This is a genomic window from Rathayibacter sp. PhB152, assembly GCF_003751395.1.
Classification (GTDB): Bacteria; Actinomycetota; Actinomycetes; order Actinomycetales; family Microbacteriaceae; genus Rathayibacter; species Rathayibacter festucae.
In genome coordinates this window covers 243,633-258,963 of sequence record NZ_RJUT01000002.1, presented here as the reverse complement: position 1 = coordinate 258,963, position 15,331 = coordinate 243,633, and the positions used below count along the sequence as shown (strand labels likewise).

The following is a 15,331-nucleotide window of genomic DNA, read 5'->3' as shown; positions in this document are numbered from 1 at the left end:
CGCCTACTCTCGTAGCCATGTCTGCGCAAGGAACCGCCCGCAGCGGCGTGCTCGCCCGGGTCCTCGGTGTCGTCGGAGCGAGCCTGGCCGGAGGGCTGCTGATCACCGTCGGCGTCACCCCCGCCCTCGCCGTCACCGGGCTCGCCGCCAACAACCCGATCGGCCTCTTCGAGACCGTGCCCGAGTACCTCGAGCTGGGCCAGCTGGCGCAGAAGACCGAGATCTACGCGAAGAACGCCGACGGGACCGACGGTCTCCTCGCCTCCTTCTACGCGCAGAACCGCGAGGAGGTGGCCTTCGACCAGGTCAGCCAGTTCGTGAAGGACGCGGCCGTCTCGACCGAGGATCCGCGCTTCTACGAGCACGGCGGCGTGGACCTGCAGGGCACGATCCGCGCGGTGCTGAGCAACGTGGTCGGCGGCGATCTGCAGGGCGGGTCCTCGATCACTCAGCAGTACGTCAAGAACGTCCTCGTGCAGAAGGCCGAGGCGCTCAGCGACACCGACGCCGCCGCCTCGCAGGCCGCCTACGACGAGGCGACCGCCACGACGCCCGCGCGCAAGCTCAAGGAGATGAAGCTCGCCGTCGACCTCGAGAAGAAGTACAGCAAGGACGACATCCTGCTCGGCTACCTCAACATCGCCGGCTTCGGCGGGCAGGTCTACGGGATCCAGGCCGCGGCCGAGTACTACTTCTCCAGCACGGCGGCGACGCTCTCGCTCGCCCAGGCCGCGAGCCTGATCGCGACGGTGAACAACCCCAACGGCCTCCGGATCGACCAGCCGGAGAACATCCCCGAGAACAAGGTCCGGCGCGACTACGTCCTGGGCCGGATGCTCGAGGAGGGGAAGATCTCCCAGGCCGACCACGACGCGGCGGTGGCCGAGGAAGTCGTCCCGGCGATCAAGGAGACGCCCACGGGCTGCCAGCAGGCCGGCAACGCCGCCTTCTTCTGCGACTACGTCACCCGCGTCATCCAGAACGACCCCGCCTTCGGCGACGACGAAAACACCCGCTTCGCCAACTTCCAGCGCGGCGGCTACAAGATCTACACGACGCTCGACCGCGAGCTCCAGGACGTCGCGACGGCGGCCACGAACGCCGCGGTGCCGAAGGTGCCCACGAACGACGTCAACATCGGCAGCTCGACCGTCTCGATGGAGGTGGGCACGGGCCGCGTCCTGGCGATGGTGCAGAACAAGGACTACGACGCCGCCGGCTCCGTGAACGGAGCGAACTTCTCGGCGATCAACTTCAACACCGACACGGCCTACGGCGGTTCCGCCGGCTTCCAGGTGGGGTCGACGTACAAGGTCTTCACCCTCGCGCAGTGGCTCGCCAACGGCCACACCCTCTATGAGACGGTGAACGGCCGCGAGCGCGGCTTCTCCGGTTTCACGGCGAGCTGCGACCCGAACGGCGGCGAGGACCTGTCCTATCCCGCCGTCGGCAACGACGACAACGAGAACGGCACGTACAGCGTCCTCGAGGGCACGATGCGCTCGATCAACACCGTCTTCGTCTCCATGGCCCAGCAGCTCGATCTCTGCGCGATCCGCGATCAGGCGGTCGCCTTCGGAGTGAAGGCGGCGGACGGTGGCGTGATCGACTACAAGCCGTCCTCGATCCTCGGCTCCGACACCCTGATCTCGCCGATCTCGATGGTCACCGCCTTCGCGGGATTCGCGAACAACGGCTCCGCCTGCTCGGCCATCGCGATCGACTCCATCACGGATGCGACCGGCGTCGGCGTGCAGCCGCCGACATCGACCTGCAATCAGGCGCTCTCGCCCGAGCTGACCGCCGTGGCGAACTACGCGCTCCAGCGCGTCGTCACGTCCGGTACCGCCGCCCAGTCGGATCCCGATGACGGGATCGAGCACATCGGCAAGACCGGAACCACCGACAACGCCGAATCCACCTGGATCGACGGCGCGAGCTCTCGCGTCGCGACCGTCGTCTGGGTCGGCAACATCGACGGCCACGTCTCGATGCGCGAGGTCCGCTTCCCGAACTCGGACCTGGAGTCGCGGCCCTACGCGTCGAACATCCGCCACTACATCTGGAACAGGGTGATGACGGCCGCCGACGAGAAGTACGGCGGAGACGACTTCGCCGAGCCGAGCAGCGCGCTGCTGAACGGCCGGCAGATCGCCGTGCCGAACGTCGCCGGGCAGTCCGTCGACGACGCGACGGAGGTGCTCGAGGACCTCGGCTTCGACGTCGAGGAGGGCGCCACCGTCGACTCCGCGACGCCCGCCGGGACCGTCGCCGGCACCGAGCCGGGCGCCGGGACGACGATCGCCCGCTACTCCAGCATCACGCTGCTCGTGAGCAACGGCGCCCTGGTGCCCGCGCCCGAGACGCAGGCGCCCGCTCCCACGGCGACCACGGATCCGACCGCGACGGCCGAGCCCACCGCGGAGCCGACCGCGACTCCGACGCCGCTGCCGACCGCGACGCCCACCACCACCCCGACGGCGGAGGTCGACCAGTGAGCGGCTTCGATCCCGGCTTCCTCGGCGCCCCGCTCGCGGCGCCCCGTCCCTCCGGCGAGCGCGTGGTGCGGCAGCTGCCGTACACGCACTTCGAGGTGCTCCTCGACCCGGAGCGCCGGCTCGCGCTCTCGACCGCGGTGAACATCGACGGCGCGCGGCTGCTCGACCTCGGCCGCGGCGACGACTGGCACCTCGACGAGCGCGTGCCCGCGCGCGAGCAGACCGGGCCGGAGGTGTACGCGCGGAACGACTTCGACCGCGGCCACCTCGTCCGCCGCCGCGACCCCGTCTGGGGCGAGCCGGCCGTGGCCCGAGCCGGCAACGTGGACAGCTTCTGCTACACGAACGCGGCGCCGCAGGCGAGCGGCTTCAACCAGTCCAAGGAGCTCTGGCTCGGCCTCGAGGACCAGGTCCTCGAGTACGCGCAGGCGAACCGCGCCCGGATCGACGTCTTCACCGGCCCGGTGCTGGCGGAGGACGACCCGGTCTACCGCGGCATCGGCGTCCCGCTGCGCTTCTGGAAGATCGCGGCCTGGAGCCCCGACGGCACGACCCTCGCGGCGAGCGCGTACCTGCTCGACCAGACCGCGCTGGTGCGGCGGATCGTCGACGGCGAGGACCGCGAGGGCCTCGCCCCGCTCGGCGCCTACCGGACCTTCCAGGTCGCGGTGTCGAGCCTGGCCGGGCCGACGGGTCTGGACCTCGACGCCCTCGCCGCCGTCGACGTCCTCGGCGCGGCCGGAGCGCGGGCGGAGCCGCCGCGCGAGCTGCTCACGGCCGAGGACGTGGCGCGCGGTCTGACCGCCCGCTGAGCCGCACGCCGAGCCGCCCGGCGGTCCAGGATGGGGGCATGACCTCCCCCGTCCTCGTCGAGATCGACGACTCCGGCACTCCCCTGCTCCGCGATCCCGGGGCCGGGCTCGTCCGCGTCGACGAGCCGGGCTATCTGCGCGGCGACGGCGTCTTCGAGACGCTGGCCGTGATCCGCGGCCGTGCTCGCGGGCAGGAGGAGCACCTGGCGCGCCTCGCGGCCTCCTCCGCGGCCGTCGGGCTCGAGATCCCGTCCGCCGAGGTGTGGTCCGCGGCGATCGCCCTCGCGGTCACCGAGCACGACGCGGTCGAGGACCTCAGCATCCGGCTGGTCGCGGGCTACCGGGACGCCACGACGGCGCGGGCGACGGTCCGCGCGGAGCCGACCGCCGACTCCTCGGAGCTGCGTGACCGGGGCGCCGCCGTCGCCGTGCTCGACCGCGGCTACCCGCACGGGGTGCAGGAGGAGGCCCCCTGGCTGCTCAGCGGCGTCAAGACGACCTCCGGCGCCGTCACCCGCGCCGCACTGCGCGAGGCGAAGCGGCGGGGCGCCGACGACGTGGTCTGGCGCACGAGCGACGGCCTCCTGCTCGAGGGCGCGACCTCGAGTCTCGTCCTGCTCGCGGACGGGGTGCTCGTGACGCCCGCCGCCGGCGCCGGGATCCTCGACGGGACGACGGTGGCGAGAGTGCTGGCGATCGGCGAGGGGCGCGGCCTCTCCTCCGCGCGGCGGGACCTGCCCGTCGCGGCGCTGGCCGGCGCCGACGCGGCCTGGCTGGTGTCGAGCACCCGGCGCGCCGTGCCGATCCGCTCGGCGGACGGACAGCCGCTGCCCGTGGACCGCGCACTGACCGCGGCGTTCGAGGAGGGACTGCTCGCCGACTGACTTGTCCCGGGCGCTCAGGCCGCGTCGGCGAGCTCGCGCGCCGTCCAGGCGCCGACCCCGACCGACTCCGCCTGGCGCAGGTCGTCGACGGTGTCGACGTCCAGCCGCAGCGTCGAGGACTCGGGCAGGTCGAGCACGCGGTAGCCGGCAGCGACGTGCTTCTCCCGCGAGTCGAGGCCGAAGGCCGGCTCCGGGCCGGTCCCGCCGGGCAGGAGCAGCGCGGTCGTGCCGCTGCCGGCGCGGTCGCCGACCATCGCCGGGGTGTCGCCGGCGGCGGCGAGCGCGCTGTCGAGATCGGCGGCGGTGAGCGCGGGCAGGTCGGCGGTCAGCGCGATGACGGGCGAGCCGGGGCGGTGGTCCTGCGCCGCCGCGATGCCCGCGGCGACGGCGGGGTTGAGCTGCCCGGGATCGCCGACGACGTGCAGGCCGGGGTGCTCGAGCGCGGCCCGCTCCACCGCGGACATGTCGGAGGTGACGAGGACGACGGCGCCCACGGACTCCGCCGCGCCGACCGCGGCCAGGGTGTCGAGGAGGAACGCCTCGGCGAGGGCGGAGCGCGCCACGAGCTCGAGGCGGGTCTTGGAGGTGCCTCGGCCCCGGTAGACGACGACGGCGGTCCAGGCGCCGCTCACGACGCGACCCGCCCGGCCGCTGCCGCCAGCCCGGCCGCGTGACCCTCGGCGTAGCCCTCCGCGTGCGCCTCGTCCGCGCCGACGCGGAACATGTCGTCCGGACCGGTGCGGGTCAGCGTGCGGGCGCCCGGTGCGTCGAGGCCGCTGACGAAGCGGTCGAGACCGCGAACGACGGCGACGGGGTGCCCGGTCGCCTTGCCCTTCACCAGGTCGCCGAGCGCGGCGATCTCGTCGGCGACCGCGGGCATGGTCACCGCGAGCGTCCGGCCGAGCGCGTCGACGGCGCCGCGCAGGTCGTCGATCACCAGCAGGCCGGCCGCGCCGATCGCCGCGTCGGTCTGCCCGACCCGCCAGGCACGGCCGAGCGTGTCGCTCACGACGACGCCGACCCGCGCTCCGAGCCGCTCGCGCAGACCGGCGCAGAGGGCGCGGGCCGAGGCGTCCGGATCCTCGGGCAGCAGCAGGACGGTGCCCTCGGAGACGTTGCTGGAGTCGACCCCCGCCGCGGCCTGGACGATGCCGAGGCGGTTCTCCACGATCCGGGTGACCCCGTGCGCGTGCGCGCGGGTGGCCACGACGCGGACCGTCTCGGCGGTGATGGCGTCCTCGCGGTCGTCGGCTGCGACGACCCGGCCCTCGGCCTTCGAGACCACCTTGCTGGTCACGACGAGGACGTCGCCGTCGACGGGACGGTCGGGTTCGGGAGCGGCCGCGACCGCCGCGAGGATCAGCTCGAGCAGGTCGTCCCCCGGGACCACCTCGGGGATCCCCTCGAGGACCCAGGCCGCCACGCGCATCGCACTCATCCCGCCATTGTCCCAGGCGCCGGAGACGTGGAGCGCACGCCCCCGGGGCGCTTGCGGCCCGGGCCCGGAACGTGCGAGCGGGAGTTCAGGAGGCGAGGTACGCCGCGACGGCCGGCGGCACGTAGGGCGAGACGTCGCCGCCCAGGCCCGACACCTGGCGCACCAGCGAGGAGGAGACGTGGGCGTGCGCGGGATCCGGCAGCAGGAAGACCGTCTCGACGTGCGCGAGGTTGCGGTTCACGATCGCCATCGGCGTCTCGTAGGCCACGTCGACCTGCGAGCGGATGCCCTTCACCAGGATGCTCGCGCCGACGTCGGTGCAGTAGTCGACGAGCAGTCCCATGCTCCAGGAGGCGACGACGATCGACCCCTCGATGCCGGCCTCGGCGATCGACTGCTCGATCAGCGCGACGCGCTGCGCGATCGGCAGCAGCGCGGTCTTGGACGGGTTGTGCACGACGACGACGTGCAGCTCGTCGACGAGGCGCGCGGCGCGCTCGATGACGTCGAGATGCCCGAGGGTGACGGGGTCGAACGAGCCGGGGACGACGGCGATGCGGGCCATGCCCCCAGCGTATCGGGCACCCCGGCGGGCCGACCGGGCCCCGGCCAGCCCGTCGGGGGTCAGCTCTTGCCGAGGAACTCGCGGTCGCGCTCCTGCACGCGGCGCTCGAGCGCGGCGCGCAGGCGGTCGTGCGTGGCGAGCACCGGGTCGGTCTCGAGCAGCCGCTCGGCCAGCACCCGCGCCTCGAGGATCATCCAGGAGTCCTGCACCACGCGCAGCAGGCGCAGGGAGGAGCGCCCGCCGGACTGCGAGTCGCCCAGCACATCGCCCTCGCGGCGCAGCTCGAGGTCGGCCTCGGCCAGCTCGAAGCCGTCCAGGGTCGCCGCGACGGTCTCGACCCGCTCGCGCGCGGTCGTGCCGGCCTCGGCCGCGGTGACGAAGAGGCAGACGCCGGGCACCCCGCCGCGCCCGATCCGGCCGCGCAGCTGGTGGAGCTGCGAGACGCCGAACCGCTCCGCGTCGAGGACGATCATCATCGACGCGTTCGGCACGTCGACGCCGACCTCGATGACCGTCGTCGAGACGAGGACGTCGATCTCGCCGGCCGCGAAGGCCCGCATGACGGCGTCCTTCTCCTCCGCCGTCATCCGGCCGTGCAGGGCGGCCGAGCGCCGCTTCCCGAGCAGGGCGTGCCCGCGGACGCCCTCGATCGTCTCCGACACCGTCGACAGCGGGGTGGCCGCGGGCTCGTCGTCACCGGCGAGCGGACCCTCCGCCGCCTCCCCGGGCTCGATCGCCGGGCAGACCAGGTAGACCTGATGGCCCTTCCGGATCTCCTCCTCGGCCCGCTCCCAGGCCCGGGCGATCCAGGCGGGGTGATCGGCCAGCGGCACCACGTGGCTGGTGATGCCCGGGCGACCGGCCGGCAGCTCGCGGATCGTCGAGACGTCCAGGTCGCCGAAGACGGTCATCGCGACCGTCCGCGGGATGGGCGTCGCGGTCAGCACGAGCACGTGCGGCGGCTGCGCCCCCTTCCGCCGCAGCGCATCGCGCTGGTCGACGCCGAACCGGTGCTGCTCGTCGATCACCACCAGACCGAGGTCGTAGAACGAGACCTTGTCGCCGAGCAGGGCGTGCGTGCCGACCACGATCTTCGCGGTGCCCGAGACGATCCGCAGCAGGGCCGCGCGCCGGGCCGCGGCGCCGAGGCCGCCGGTCAGGAGGGTCGGCGAGAGCTCCGCCGCCAACTCGGGCCCGAGGGTGCGCACGATCGAGCGCAGGTGCTGGCCGGCGAGCACCTCGGTGGGCGCCAGCAGCGCCGACTGCCCGCCGCTCTCGGCCGTCGCGAGCATGGCCCGCAGCGCGACCAGGGTCTTGCCCGAGCCGACCTCGCCCTGCACGAGCCGCGACATCGGCGACTCGGCCGCGAGGTCGCCGGCGATCTCCCGGCCGACCGTCCTCTGGTCGTCGGTCAGCGTGAACGGCAGCGCGGCGTCGAAGCGCTCGAGCAGACCGCCGGGCTCGGCGACCCGCCGGGTGCCCGGGGTCGAGCGCGCCGCCGCCCGCCGCTCGAGCAGGGCCAGCTGCAGCAGGAACGCCTCGTGGAAGCGCAGGGTGTCGCGCGCCGGGACCTCCTCGCCCTCGCGCTGCGGCCGGTGGATCAGCTCGAGCGCGGCGCCGAGGTCGAGCAGCTTGCGGTTCGCGCGCACCTCGGCGGGGATCGGGTCCTGCACGTACTTCAGGTCGTCGAGCACCACGTCGATCGCCGCCTGCAACTGCCAGCTCGCGATCGTGCTGGTCGCGGGGTAGATCGGGATCGGCCGCTCGGTCCAGTCCTTCGTGAGCGCCGACTTCGCGATCGGGCCGTGCGCCGTGACCTCCTCGTCGTCGAAGAGCCGGTAGTCGGGGTGGGTGAGCTGCTTCGTCTCGCGGAACATCGACACGGTTCCGGCGAAGATGCCGCGCACGCCCCGGCGCAGCTGCGCGGCGCGCCAGGGCTGGCCGAAGAACGTCAGCGAGAGGGTGCCCGTGCCGTCCGAGATGATCACCTCGAGCAGTCCGCCGCGGCGGTTCTTCATCTCGCGCGAGCGCACCTCGCGGACCTCGGCGACGATCGTCACGTTCTCGCCCACCGGCAGCCGCGACACGTCGGTCAGCTCGCCGCGCTTGGCGTAGCGGCGCGGGTAGTGGCCGAGGAGCTCGCCGACCGTGCGGTAGCCGAACGCCTTCTCGATCGGCTTGGCCGTGCGCGGGCCGATCAGCGGCGCGAGCGAGGCGTCGAGGGGGTCCGGGATCACCCGACGATCATAGGTCGGACCTCGGACGCCGGACCCGCGCGAGGCCCGGGAGGACCGATCGCGGCGCGACAGCCGCGCTCAGGCGGCGGCCGGTGCCGACGGAGGAGCGCAGTCCGGCGACCACCGTCGTCGCTGCGCGCCAGCCCGCGGACTGCTCCGCGAGCACCGGCGCGTAGCGGACGCGCTCGACCCCCTGCCGGAGCTCCCGCAGGGCCGACCGTGCGCCCTCGTCCTCGCCGAGGGCGGCGCCGATCAGAGCCTCCTGGGCTCGCGGCGACTCGCCGTCCTCGACCGGGATACCGAGGTCGCGCGCGCTCGCCACCAGCTCGGCCCAGGCCGGCTCGAGCGAGCCGTCGGCCGCCCGGCGCCGGCGGACGGCGCGCTGGACGACGCGCAGGAGCCACGGCACGAGCAGCAGCAGGACCAGCAGCGACCAGAGCGTGACGACCGGGGCGGTGGACGTCGTGGAGCCGCCGAGGGCCCCGGGCGTCGCCGTCGCGGTCGATGCCGTGGGCGTCGGCGTCGCCGTCTCGCCGGGCTCCGCGCCGGGCGCGGCACTCGCGGCGGCTCCGGGGGTCGTCGACGGGGCGGAGGTCGTCGCGCTCGGCAGCGTGTACGAGGCCGGGGCGCCGCGGCTCGGTGTCGGCTCGAACGGGAGCCAGCCGACGCCCTCGAAGTACAGCTCCGGCCAGGCGTGCAGGTCGGACGACTGCACGCGGTAGCTGGTCAGCTCGGTGCCCGGCGAGGGCACGACCGAGCCCGGCTGGTAGCCGATGGCGAGCCGGGAGGGGATCCCCAGCTCCCGCGCCATCACGGCCATCGCCGAGGCGAAGTGCACGCAGTAGCCCTCGCGGACCTCGAGGAAGGAGGCGAGCACGCCGACGCCGTCGCCGTCGTAGCCCTCCTCGGCGGGGGTGTCCTCGGAGTAGCGGAACTCGGACGAGCGGAAGAAGGTCTGCAGCGCGCGGGCCCGGTCGTAGGCGGTGACCTCGTCCGCGGTGACCTCCGCGGCGGTGCTGCGGACGATCTCCGGAACGTCCTCCGGGAGCGAGAGGTAGCGCTCGAAGCCGGTGGGCACGGGCGCGTCGAGGAGCTGCTGCGGATCGGGCTCGAGGCGCAGCGCCTGCACCTGGTACTCGTCGCCCGCGCGGGTGGTGGCGTCGCCGCGGATCGAGCCGTCCTGCACGTCCTGCAGCCAGCCGTCGCCGACCCCGCTGAGCTCGGAGACCGGGTAGGGAACCGGCAGCCAGCGGCTCCGGAGAGTCTCGACCGAGACGTCGACCTCCTCGGTCTCGCGCGGAACGGCCTCGCCGAGACCGGAGGGCGCGATGGGAGCCGCGATGTCCGCCGTCTCCTCGGTGTCGCTCGGCGCCCAGTCCTCGCCCTCGAAGTCCGAGACGGTGAGCACGCGGAGGTAGACCGGGAGGTCGGAGTCGGTCGAGTAGCGCAGCACCGTCACCGGGTTGGGCCGGCGGAGGTCGGCGCCGAGGGCGACGACCGGGTCGATCGAGCCGTTGAAGAGCGTGCCCGAGACCCCTGACGGCGTGGAGACGCGGGTGAAGCCACCCGCGGAGCCGGCGACGAGCCCCGCGGCGATCACGACGACCCCGGCCATCGCGATCGACGGCACGGCGGCGCCGAGCGAGCCCCCGCGCGGCGCACGGCGCTCGGGACGCGCGCTGACCGCGAGGATCCCGAGGTAGACCAGCGCCGTGAGCAGCAGGCTCGGCCAGGAGACGTCGGCCGGGTCGATGATCGCCGGCACCGCCAGCAGGGTGGCGGGGAAGAGACCGGCGAGCGCGGGCAGCCGCACCGAGAAGGCGAAGAGGTCGGCGGCCCAGGCCAGCACGACGACACCGCCGACGAGGAGGAAGGCGATGCCGTTGTCGGCGACCGCCGGCAGGCCCTGCTCGGCGATCGAGGTGAAGCCGGCCTGGGCGAGTGTCTGCGCGTCGGCGATCGCTCCCGGCGTCGGGACGAGGAAGAGCAGCGCCCGCCCGGGCACGAACATCGCGGTGAGCACGCCGACGGCGGCCACGGTGCCGAGGATCGGCGGGACGACCGGGTGAGCGCGGACGGCGCGCGCGGCGGCCGGGACGGCGAGGACGACGCCGACCGCGACGGCCAGCTGGACGAGCCAGCCGATGCCCTCGAGGAGGCGGCCGATGCCGGAGGACGCGGTGACGAGCGAGAGCCAGAGCAGGACCGAGAGCAGGACCGAGCCCGAGCGGGCGTCGCGCCCGCGGCGGCTCACGCGACCACCCGGAGCGCGAGGGCCTGGGCCCACGCCTCCTCGACGGCGGTGCGCGGGGTGACCGGGACGGGGTACCAGCCGAGGGAGCCGAGCGCGGCCTCCTCCTCGGGCGTGCCGCCGACGAGGAAGGCGACGGCCGGGCGCGCGTGGGCGGCGAGGGAGGCGAGAGCGGCGAGGTCCTCCTCGTGCAGCCGGGAGAGGACGGCGAAGACCGGGCGGCTGCCGCCGGCGTCGCGCATCTCGGCGGCGATGCGGCCGACCGCCTCGACCGACTCGGCGGCGGGGGCGAGCTCGGCCAGGCGCAGCAGCACGTCGTGCGCGGCCTCGCGCTCGTCCTCGGAGCGGACGGGCTGGTCGGGCGCGCCGGTCTCGATCAGGTGCGTCTCGAAGCCGCGCTCGAGCAGGTGCACCGCGAGCGAGGCGGTCATCGAGACCGCCCACTCCAGGCGGTCGTCGCCGCCGCGCTCGTCGAGGATGCGCGCGGCGCGCGTCTCCAGCAGGATCCAGGCGTGCGGGTCGGTGTTCTGCTCGTCCTGGCGGACCTTGAGCTCGCCCGAGCGGGCGCTGGCCCGCCAGTGCACGCGGCGCATGGCGTCGCCGGGCCGGTAGTCGCGCGGGATCACGTCGTCGGTCCCGGCCCCGGCGGTCGCATGGGCGACCGGGCTGGAGCCGCCGGCGCCGTGCGCGTCGAGCACGTCGCTCTGCAGCGGGACGGCCCGCGGAGTGACCACGAAGGGCTGCGCCGCGCCCGCGATCGTCTCGCGCACGGCCAGGCCGAAGAGGTCGCCGCGGAGGAGCCGCAGCGGGCCGATGCGGTGGATGCCGCGCCGCCCCGCGGGGAGGCGGTAGCGCGCGCGGACCCGGCTCGAGCCGCTCCCCCGCTGCGCGACCGCCGGCAGGGTGAACGCGCCGCGGGCGACGGTGCGCCCGGAGACGAGACCGCGCTCGACGCGGTCGAGCCGGTCCTCCGCCCGGGCACCGGCCCGCAGGGCCGCGCCGCGGTTGTCGAGGACGACGTCGACGTCGACCACGTCGCCGACCGCGACGACCTGCGGGGCGAAGCGCCGCTGCACCTGCAGCACGGGCGTCACGGCGAGCAGCGCGAGGACCGCGGCGACGGGCAGGCCGAGGAGGACGATCCCCACGAAGAGCAGCTCGCGGAACTCGATGACCGGCGCGACGACGATCCCGAGCGCGCCGAGCACGACCAGTGCCCAGCCGCGCAGGGTGAGCGCGACCCCCCGGACGGCCGGGAGCGCGCCGATGCGCCGAGCCGGCCGCTCCGCACCGCGCCGCTGGGGCTCACGGGACCGGGGTGCGCCGGAGCGGGGACCGCGCGGCTCAGTCGGCACGGCCGCTGAACGGGACGGGGGTGGCGGCGACGATGCGCTGGACGATCTCGGTGACGGAGTGCGAGGCGCCGGTGCCGGAGCGGCCGGGGAGCCGGGTCGCCGGCAGCAGGCGGTGGCCGAGCACCGGCACCGCGAGCACGTCGATGTCGTCCGGGACGACGAAGTCGCGGTCGTTGATCGCGGCGAGCGCCTTCGCCGCGGCGATCAGCTGCAGGGTCGCGCGCGGGCTGCCGCCGAGGCGCAGCTCGGGATCGATGCGGGTCGCCTGCATGATCGCCACCACGTACTCCTGCACCGGCGGGGCGACGTAGATCGACTGGACGTAGTCCATCATCCGGGCGAGCTGATCGTGGCCGACGACCTGGCGCAGCTCCTCCAGCGGGCTCGCGGCGTCGCGGGTGCGGATCATCTCGAGCTCGGCGCGCTCGTCGGGATAGCCGAGCGAGAGCCGCGCCATGAAGCGGTCGCGCTGCGCCTCGGGGAGGCTGTAGGTGCCCTCCATCTCGACCGGGTTCTGCGTCGCCACCACCGCGAACGGCCGCGGCAGGACGTGCGTCACGCCGTCGACCGAGACCTGGCGCTCCTCCATGCACTCCAGCAGCGCCGACTGGGTCTTGGGCGAGGCGCGGTTGATCTCGTCGCCGATCACCACGTTCGCGAACACCGGACCCGGCTTGAACTCGAAGTCGCGGGTGGCCTGGTTGAAGACCGAGACGCCTGTGACGTCGGAGGGCAGGAGGTCCGGGGTGAACTGGATCCGCGAGACGGTGCCGCCGACGGAGGCCGCCAGCGACTTCGCCAGCACGGTCTTGCCGGTGCCGGGGACGTCCTCCATCAGCAGGTGGCCGCCCGCGAGGAACACCGTCAGGGCCATCGAGACCTCGGCGTCCTTGCCGTCGATCACGCTGCACAGGTTCTTCAGGATCGCGGCGCAGTGGGCGCTGAACTCCTCGCGGGTCATCGCCGACTCGGGAGCCGCACCGCGGTCCGATGCCGTGCCGACTGCGGAGCGGGTCTCATCGAGGGACGTCATAACTGGTGATTCTCGCAGTGCGAACCGGAAAACGGCTCAGGCTTCCGGGGGGCTCCCAGCCCTCGGCGCGAGTCCTATGCTCGGAACGGTGACCAGGATCATCGCCGGCTTCGCCGGATCGCTCACCCTGCGGGTCCCCCGCGCCGGCACGCGGCCCACGAGCGACCGGGTGCGCGAGGCGATCTTCTCGGCGCTCGAGGCGCGCGACGCCCTCGACGGCGCGACGGTCATCGACCTCTACGCCGGCTCCGGAGCGCTCGGCCTCGAATCGGCCAGCCGCGGCGCCGCCTCCGTGCTGCTGGTGGAGCGCGACCCGAAGGCCGCGAAGACCGCCGGCGAGAACGCCCGCGCGATCGTGACGGCCGCGGCCTCGAACAAGCGTCCGAAGCCCCGGATCGAGGTCGTGATCGCCTCCGTGCGCTCGTTCCTCGACGGCTCCCCCGCGGTCAACGCCGACACGGTCTTCCTCGACCCGCCCTACGACCTCCCCGAGGACGAGCTGGCCGCGGATCTCGCCGGTGTCCTCCCGCTGCTCGCCGAGCACTCCGTCGTCGTCGTCGAGCGGAGCTCGCGCAGCCCGGAGCCGCGCTGGCCCGCCGGGCTCGAGCGCGACCGGCGGAAGGACTACGGCGAGACAACGATCTGGTGGGCGTCGCCGGCGGCGGGCGAGTAGCCGAGCCGCCCGCCGCCGCGGATCAGCCCGCGGCGCCGTCCCAGCCCAGGTAGGGGTCCCAGCCGCCGCGCTCGTCCAGCGCGACTCCGCTGAGCCGCACCTCCGGCGCGCCCTCGCGCACCGTGCCCAGGGGCGTGAAGCCGGGTGGCAGCGCCGTGCCGGGCGGGAAGCAGGCGAGCATCGCGTGGTCCTCGCCGCCGCCGAGAACGAGCGCGCGGGCGAGCGCCGCGTCGATCCCGTCCACGGCCGTCAGTGGGGCGGCGTGGGCGTCGACGGCATCAGGATCGAGATCGAGCACGACCCCGCTCGCCCGGGCCATCCGGCGCGCGTCGAGGACGACGCCGTCGGAGACGTCCATCATCGCCGTGGCGACGCCGCCCGCCGCGATGCCGGCCGCGATCGGCGGCGTCGGCCGCAGCTGCGCGTCGAGCACCTCGGGATGCTCGGACCGGAGCGCCTGGGCGAGGGCCGCGTCGGGCTCGCCGGCCGTCCGGGCACGCTCGAAGAGCAGCCGGAGGCCGAGCCCGGAGACGCCGAGCGGCCCGGCGGTCGCGATCACGTCGCCCGGGCGCGCGCCGCTCCGCAGCACCGGCGGCCGGCCGTCGAGCGAGCCGAAGGCCGTGATCGCCAGGGTCAGCGTCGCGGAGGCGGACAGGTCGCCGCCGACCACGCCGCAGCCGGGGGCCATCGCCGCGCAGCCCGAGGCGAGACCGTCGGCGATCCCCTCGAGCACGTCGACCCCGAGACGCTGCGGCGCCGCGATGGCGACCACCAGCGCGGTCGGGCGCGCGCCCATCGCGGCGACGTCGGAGAGGTTGGAGGCGGCGGCCTTCCAGCCGAGATCGAACGGCGAGGACCAGGCGAGCCGGAAGTCCGGGCCGTGCACCATCATGTCGGTCGTGACGACGAAGCGGCCGTCCGGCGCCCGCAGCACCGCGGAGTCGTCGCCCGGCCCGACGAGCGTCTCGGCACCGCCGCCGAGCCTCGGCAGGATCCGTGCGAGGACCTCGCCCTCGCTGAGCTCGGCCAGGGTGGGGCTCGGATCCGGTGCCATGGTTCACACGCTAGCGTTGCCGTCGATGTCCTCCCGCCTCCTCCGCACCCCCCTCGTCGCCGCCGCCGCCGTCCTGCTCCTGAGCGGCTGCTCGGCCGCCGTGGCGCTGCAGCCGGCCGACGACGCGACGAACGAGGGCTGCGCCGAGGTCTCGGTGCGCCTGCCCGACGTCGTCGCCGAACTGCCCGAGCGCGAGACGAACGCGCAGGGCACGGCGGCCTGGGGCACCCCCGCCGCCGTCATCCTGCACTGCGGCGTCACGCCGCCCGGCCCCACCACCGAGCTCTGCGTCTCGGTCAGCGGCGTCGACTGGATCATCGACGAGTCGCAGGCCGCCGACGACGTCTACACGCTGACCACCTACGGCCGCGATCCGGCGGTCGAGATCACCGTCGATCAGAGCCGCGCCTCCGGCACCTCGGCCGTCGTCGACCTCGCGAACGCCGTCTCCTACCTGCCGCAGGAGCGCGCCTGCACGAACGTGTCCGACACGGACACCCTCGACCCGCCGAGCACGCCCGCGGGCTGAGC

The 15,331-nt window shown here is 74.4% G+C and carries 13 protein-coding genes; 5 read left to right on the top strand and 8 right to left on the bottom strand.

The window, feature by feature from the left end:
• Positions 1-17 precede the first annotated feature (17 nt).
• The 3 genes from EDF36_RS04615 to EDF36_RS04605 are packed head-to-tail and all read left to right on the top strand — an operon-like array spanning position 18 to position 4,194.
• Positions 18-2,498, top strand: coding sequence for a transglycosylase domain-containing protein (locus EDF36_RS04615; RefSeq protein WP_123732081.1), 2,481 nt, complete (start codon positions 18-20; stop codon positions 2,496-2,498).
• Complete coding sequence (locus tag EDF36_RS04610) at positions 2,495-3,310, top strand: DNA/RNA non-specific endonuclease (RefSeq protein ID WP_123732080.1); 816 nt, start codon at positions 2,495-2,497, stop codon at positions 3,308-3,310. The genes EDF36_RS04615 and EDF36_RS04610 overlap by 4 nt, the downstream gene beginning before the upstream one ends.
• Before the next feature lie 38 nt (positions 3,311-3,348).
• Complete coding sequence (locus EDF36_RS04605; RefSeq protein WP_123732079.1) at positions 3,349-4,194, top strand: aminotransferase class IV; 846 nt, start codon at positions 3,349-3,351, stop codon at positions 4,192-4,194.
• Between the two features lie 14 nt (positions 4,195-4,208).
• On the opposite strand, the gene cofC is transcribed toward EDF36_RS04605, so the two are convergent.
• From cofC to EDF36_RS04570, 7 genes are all read right to left on the bottom strand, one after another.
• Positions 4,209-4,826, bottom strand: coding sequence for a 2-phospho-L-lactate guanylyltransferase (cofC, locus tag EDF36_RS04600; protein WP_123732078.1), 618 nt, complete (start codon positions 4,824-4,826; stop codon positions 4,209-4,211).
• On the bottom strand, positions 4,823-5,623 hold the full coding sequence (cofE, locus tag EDF36_RS04595; protein WP_123732077.1) for a coenzyme F420-0:L-glutamate ligase: 801 nt from the start codon (positions 5,621-5,623) through the stop codon (positions 4,823-4,825). Before cofE ends, cofC begins: the two co-directional genes overlap by 4 nt.
• Before the next feature lie 94 nt (positions 5,624-5,717).
• Positions 5,718-6,197, bottom strand: a complete 480-nt coding sequence (coaD, locus tag EDF36_RS04590; protein ID WP_123445577.1) for a pantetheine-phosphate adenylyltransferase — start codon at positions 6,195-6,197, stop codon at positions 5,718-5,720.
• Between the two features lie 59 nt (positions 6,198-6,256).
• Positions 6,257-8,434 (bottom strand): ATP-dependent DNA helicase RecG, encoded by a 2,178-nt coding sequence (locus EDF36_RS04585; RefSeq protein WP_260300526.1) that lies wholly within the window; start codon positions 8,432-8,434, stop codon positions 6,257-6,259.
• A 7-nt stretch (positions 8,435-8,441) separates the two neighbouring features.
• Positions 8,442-10,688, bottom strand: coding sequence for a DUF3488 and transglutaminase-like domain-containing protein (locus EDF36_RS04580; RefSeq protein WP_123732076.1), 2,247 nt, complete (start codon positions 10,686-10,688; stop codon positions 8,442-8,444).
• Entirely contained in the window at positions 10,685-12,040 is a 1,356-nt protein-coding gene (locus EDF36_RS04575; RefSeq protein WP_123732075.1) for a DUF58 domain-containing protein, read from the bottom strand. Before EDF36_RS04575 ends, EDF36_RS04580 begins: the two co-directional genes overlap by 4 nt.
• Positions 12,030-13,001, bottom strand: coding sequence for a MoxR family ATPase (locus tag EDF36_RS04570; protein ID WP_260300558.1), 972 nt, complete (start codon positions 12,999-13,001; stop codon positions 12,030-12,032). Before EDF36_RS04570 ends, EDF36_RS04575 begins: the two co-directional genes overlap by 11 nt.
• Before the next feature lie 160 nt (positions 13,002-13,161).
• Here EDF36_RS04570 and EDF36_RS04565 point away from each other — a divergent pair, with 160 nt between their 5' ends.
• Positions 13,162-13,746 carry an RsmD family RNA methyltransferase gene (locus EDF36_RS04565; RefSeq protein WP_123732420.1) on the top strand — a complete coding sequence of 195 codons (585 nt, stop codon included), beginning with the start codon at positions 13,162-13,164 and terminating at the stop codon, positions 13,744-13,746.
• 22 nt (positions 13,747-13,768) lie between these two features.
• On the opposite strand, the gene thiL is transcribed toward EDF36_RS04565, so the two are convergent.
• A complete protein-coding gene (gene thiL, locus EDF36_RS04560) occupies positions 13,769-14,800 on the bottom strand; it encodes a thiamine-phosphate kinase (protein ID WP_123732073.1) in 1,032 nt (343 codons plus the stop codon).
• A 25-nt stretch (positions 14,801-14,825) separates the two neighbouring features.
• Here thiL and EDF36_RS04555 point away from each other — a divergent pair, with 25 nt between their 5' ends.
• The gene (locus EDF36_RS04555; protein ID WP_123703021.1) at positions 14,826-15,329 is read left to right on the top strand and encodes a DUF3515 domain-containing protein; all 504 of its coding nucleotides are present in this window, start codon (positions 14,826-14,828) and stop codon (positions 15,327-15,329) included.
• Positions 15,330-15,331 lie beyond the last annotated feature (2 nt).

Excerpts from the sequence above, each read along its gene's own strand:
- EDF36_RS04615 (WP_123732081.1), top strand. The coding sequence starts at position 18 with ATGTCTGCGCAAGGAACCGCCCGCAGCGGCGTGCTCGCCCGGGTCCTC.
- EDF36_RS04605 (WP_123732079.1), top strand. The coding sequence starts at position 3,349 with ATGACCTCCCCCGTCCTCGTCGAGATCGACGACTCCGGCACTCCCCTG.
- cofE (WP_123732077.1), bottom strand. The coding sequence starts at position 5,623 with ATGCGCGTGGCGGCCTGGGTCCTCGAGGGGATCCCCGAGGTGGTCCCG.
- coaD (WP_123445577.1), bottom strand. The coding sequence starts at position 6,197 with ATGGCCCGCATCGCCGTCGTCCCCGGCTCGTTCGACCCCGTCACCCTC.
- EDF36_RS04570 (WP_260300558.1), bottom strand. The coding sequence starts at position 13,001 with ATGACCCGCGAGGAGTTCAGCGCCCACTGCGCCGCGATCCTGAAGAAC.
- thiL (WP_123732073.1), bottom strand. The coding sequence starts at position 14,800 with ATGGCACCGGATCCGAGCCCCACCCTGGCCGAGCTCAGCGAGGGCGAG.
- EDF36_RS04555 (WP_123703021.1), top strand. The coding sequence starts at position 14,826 with ATGTCCTCCCGCCTCCTCCGCACCCCCCTCGTCGCCGCCGCCGCCGTC.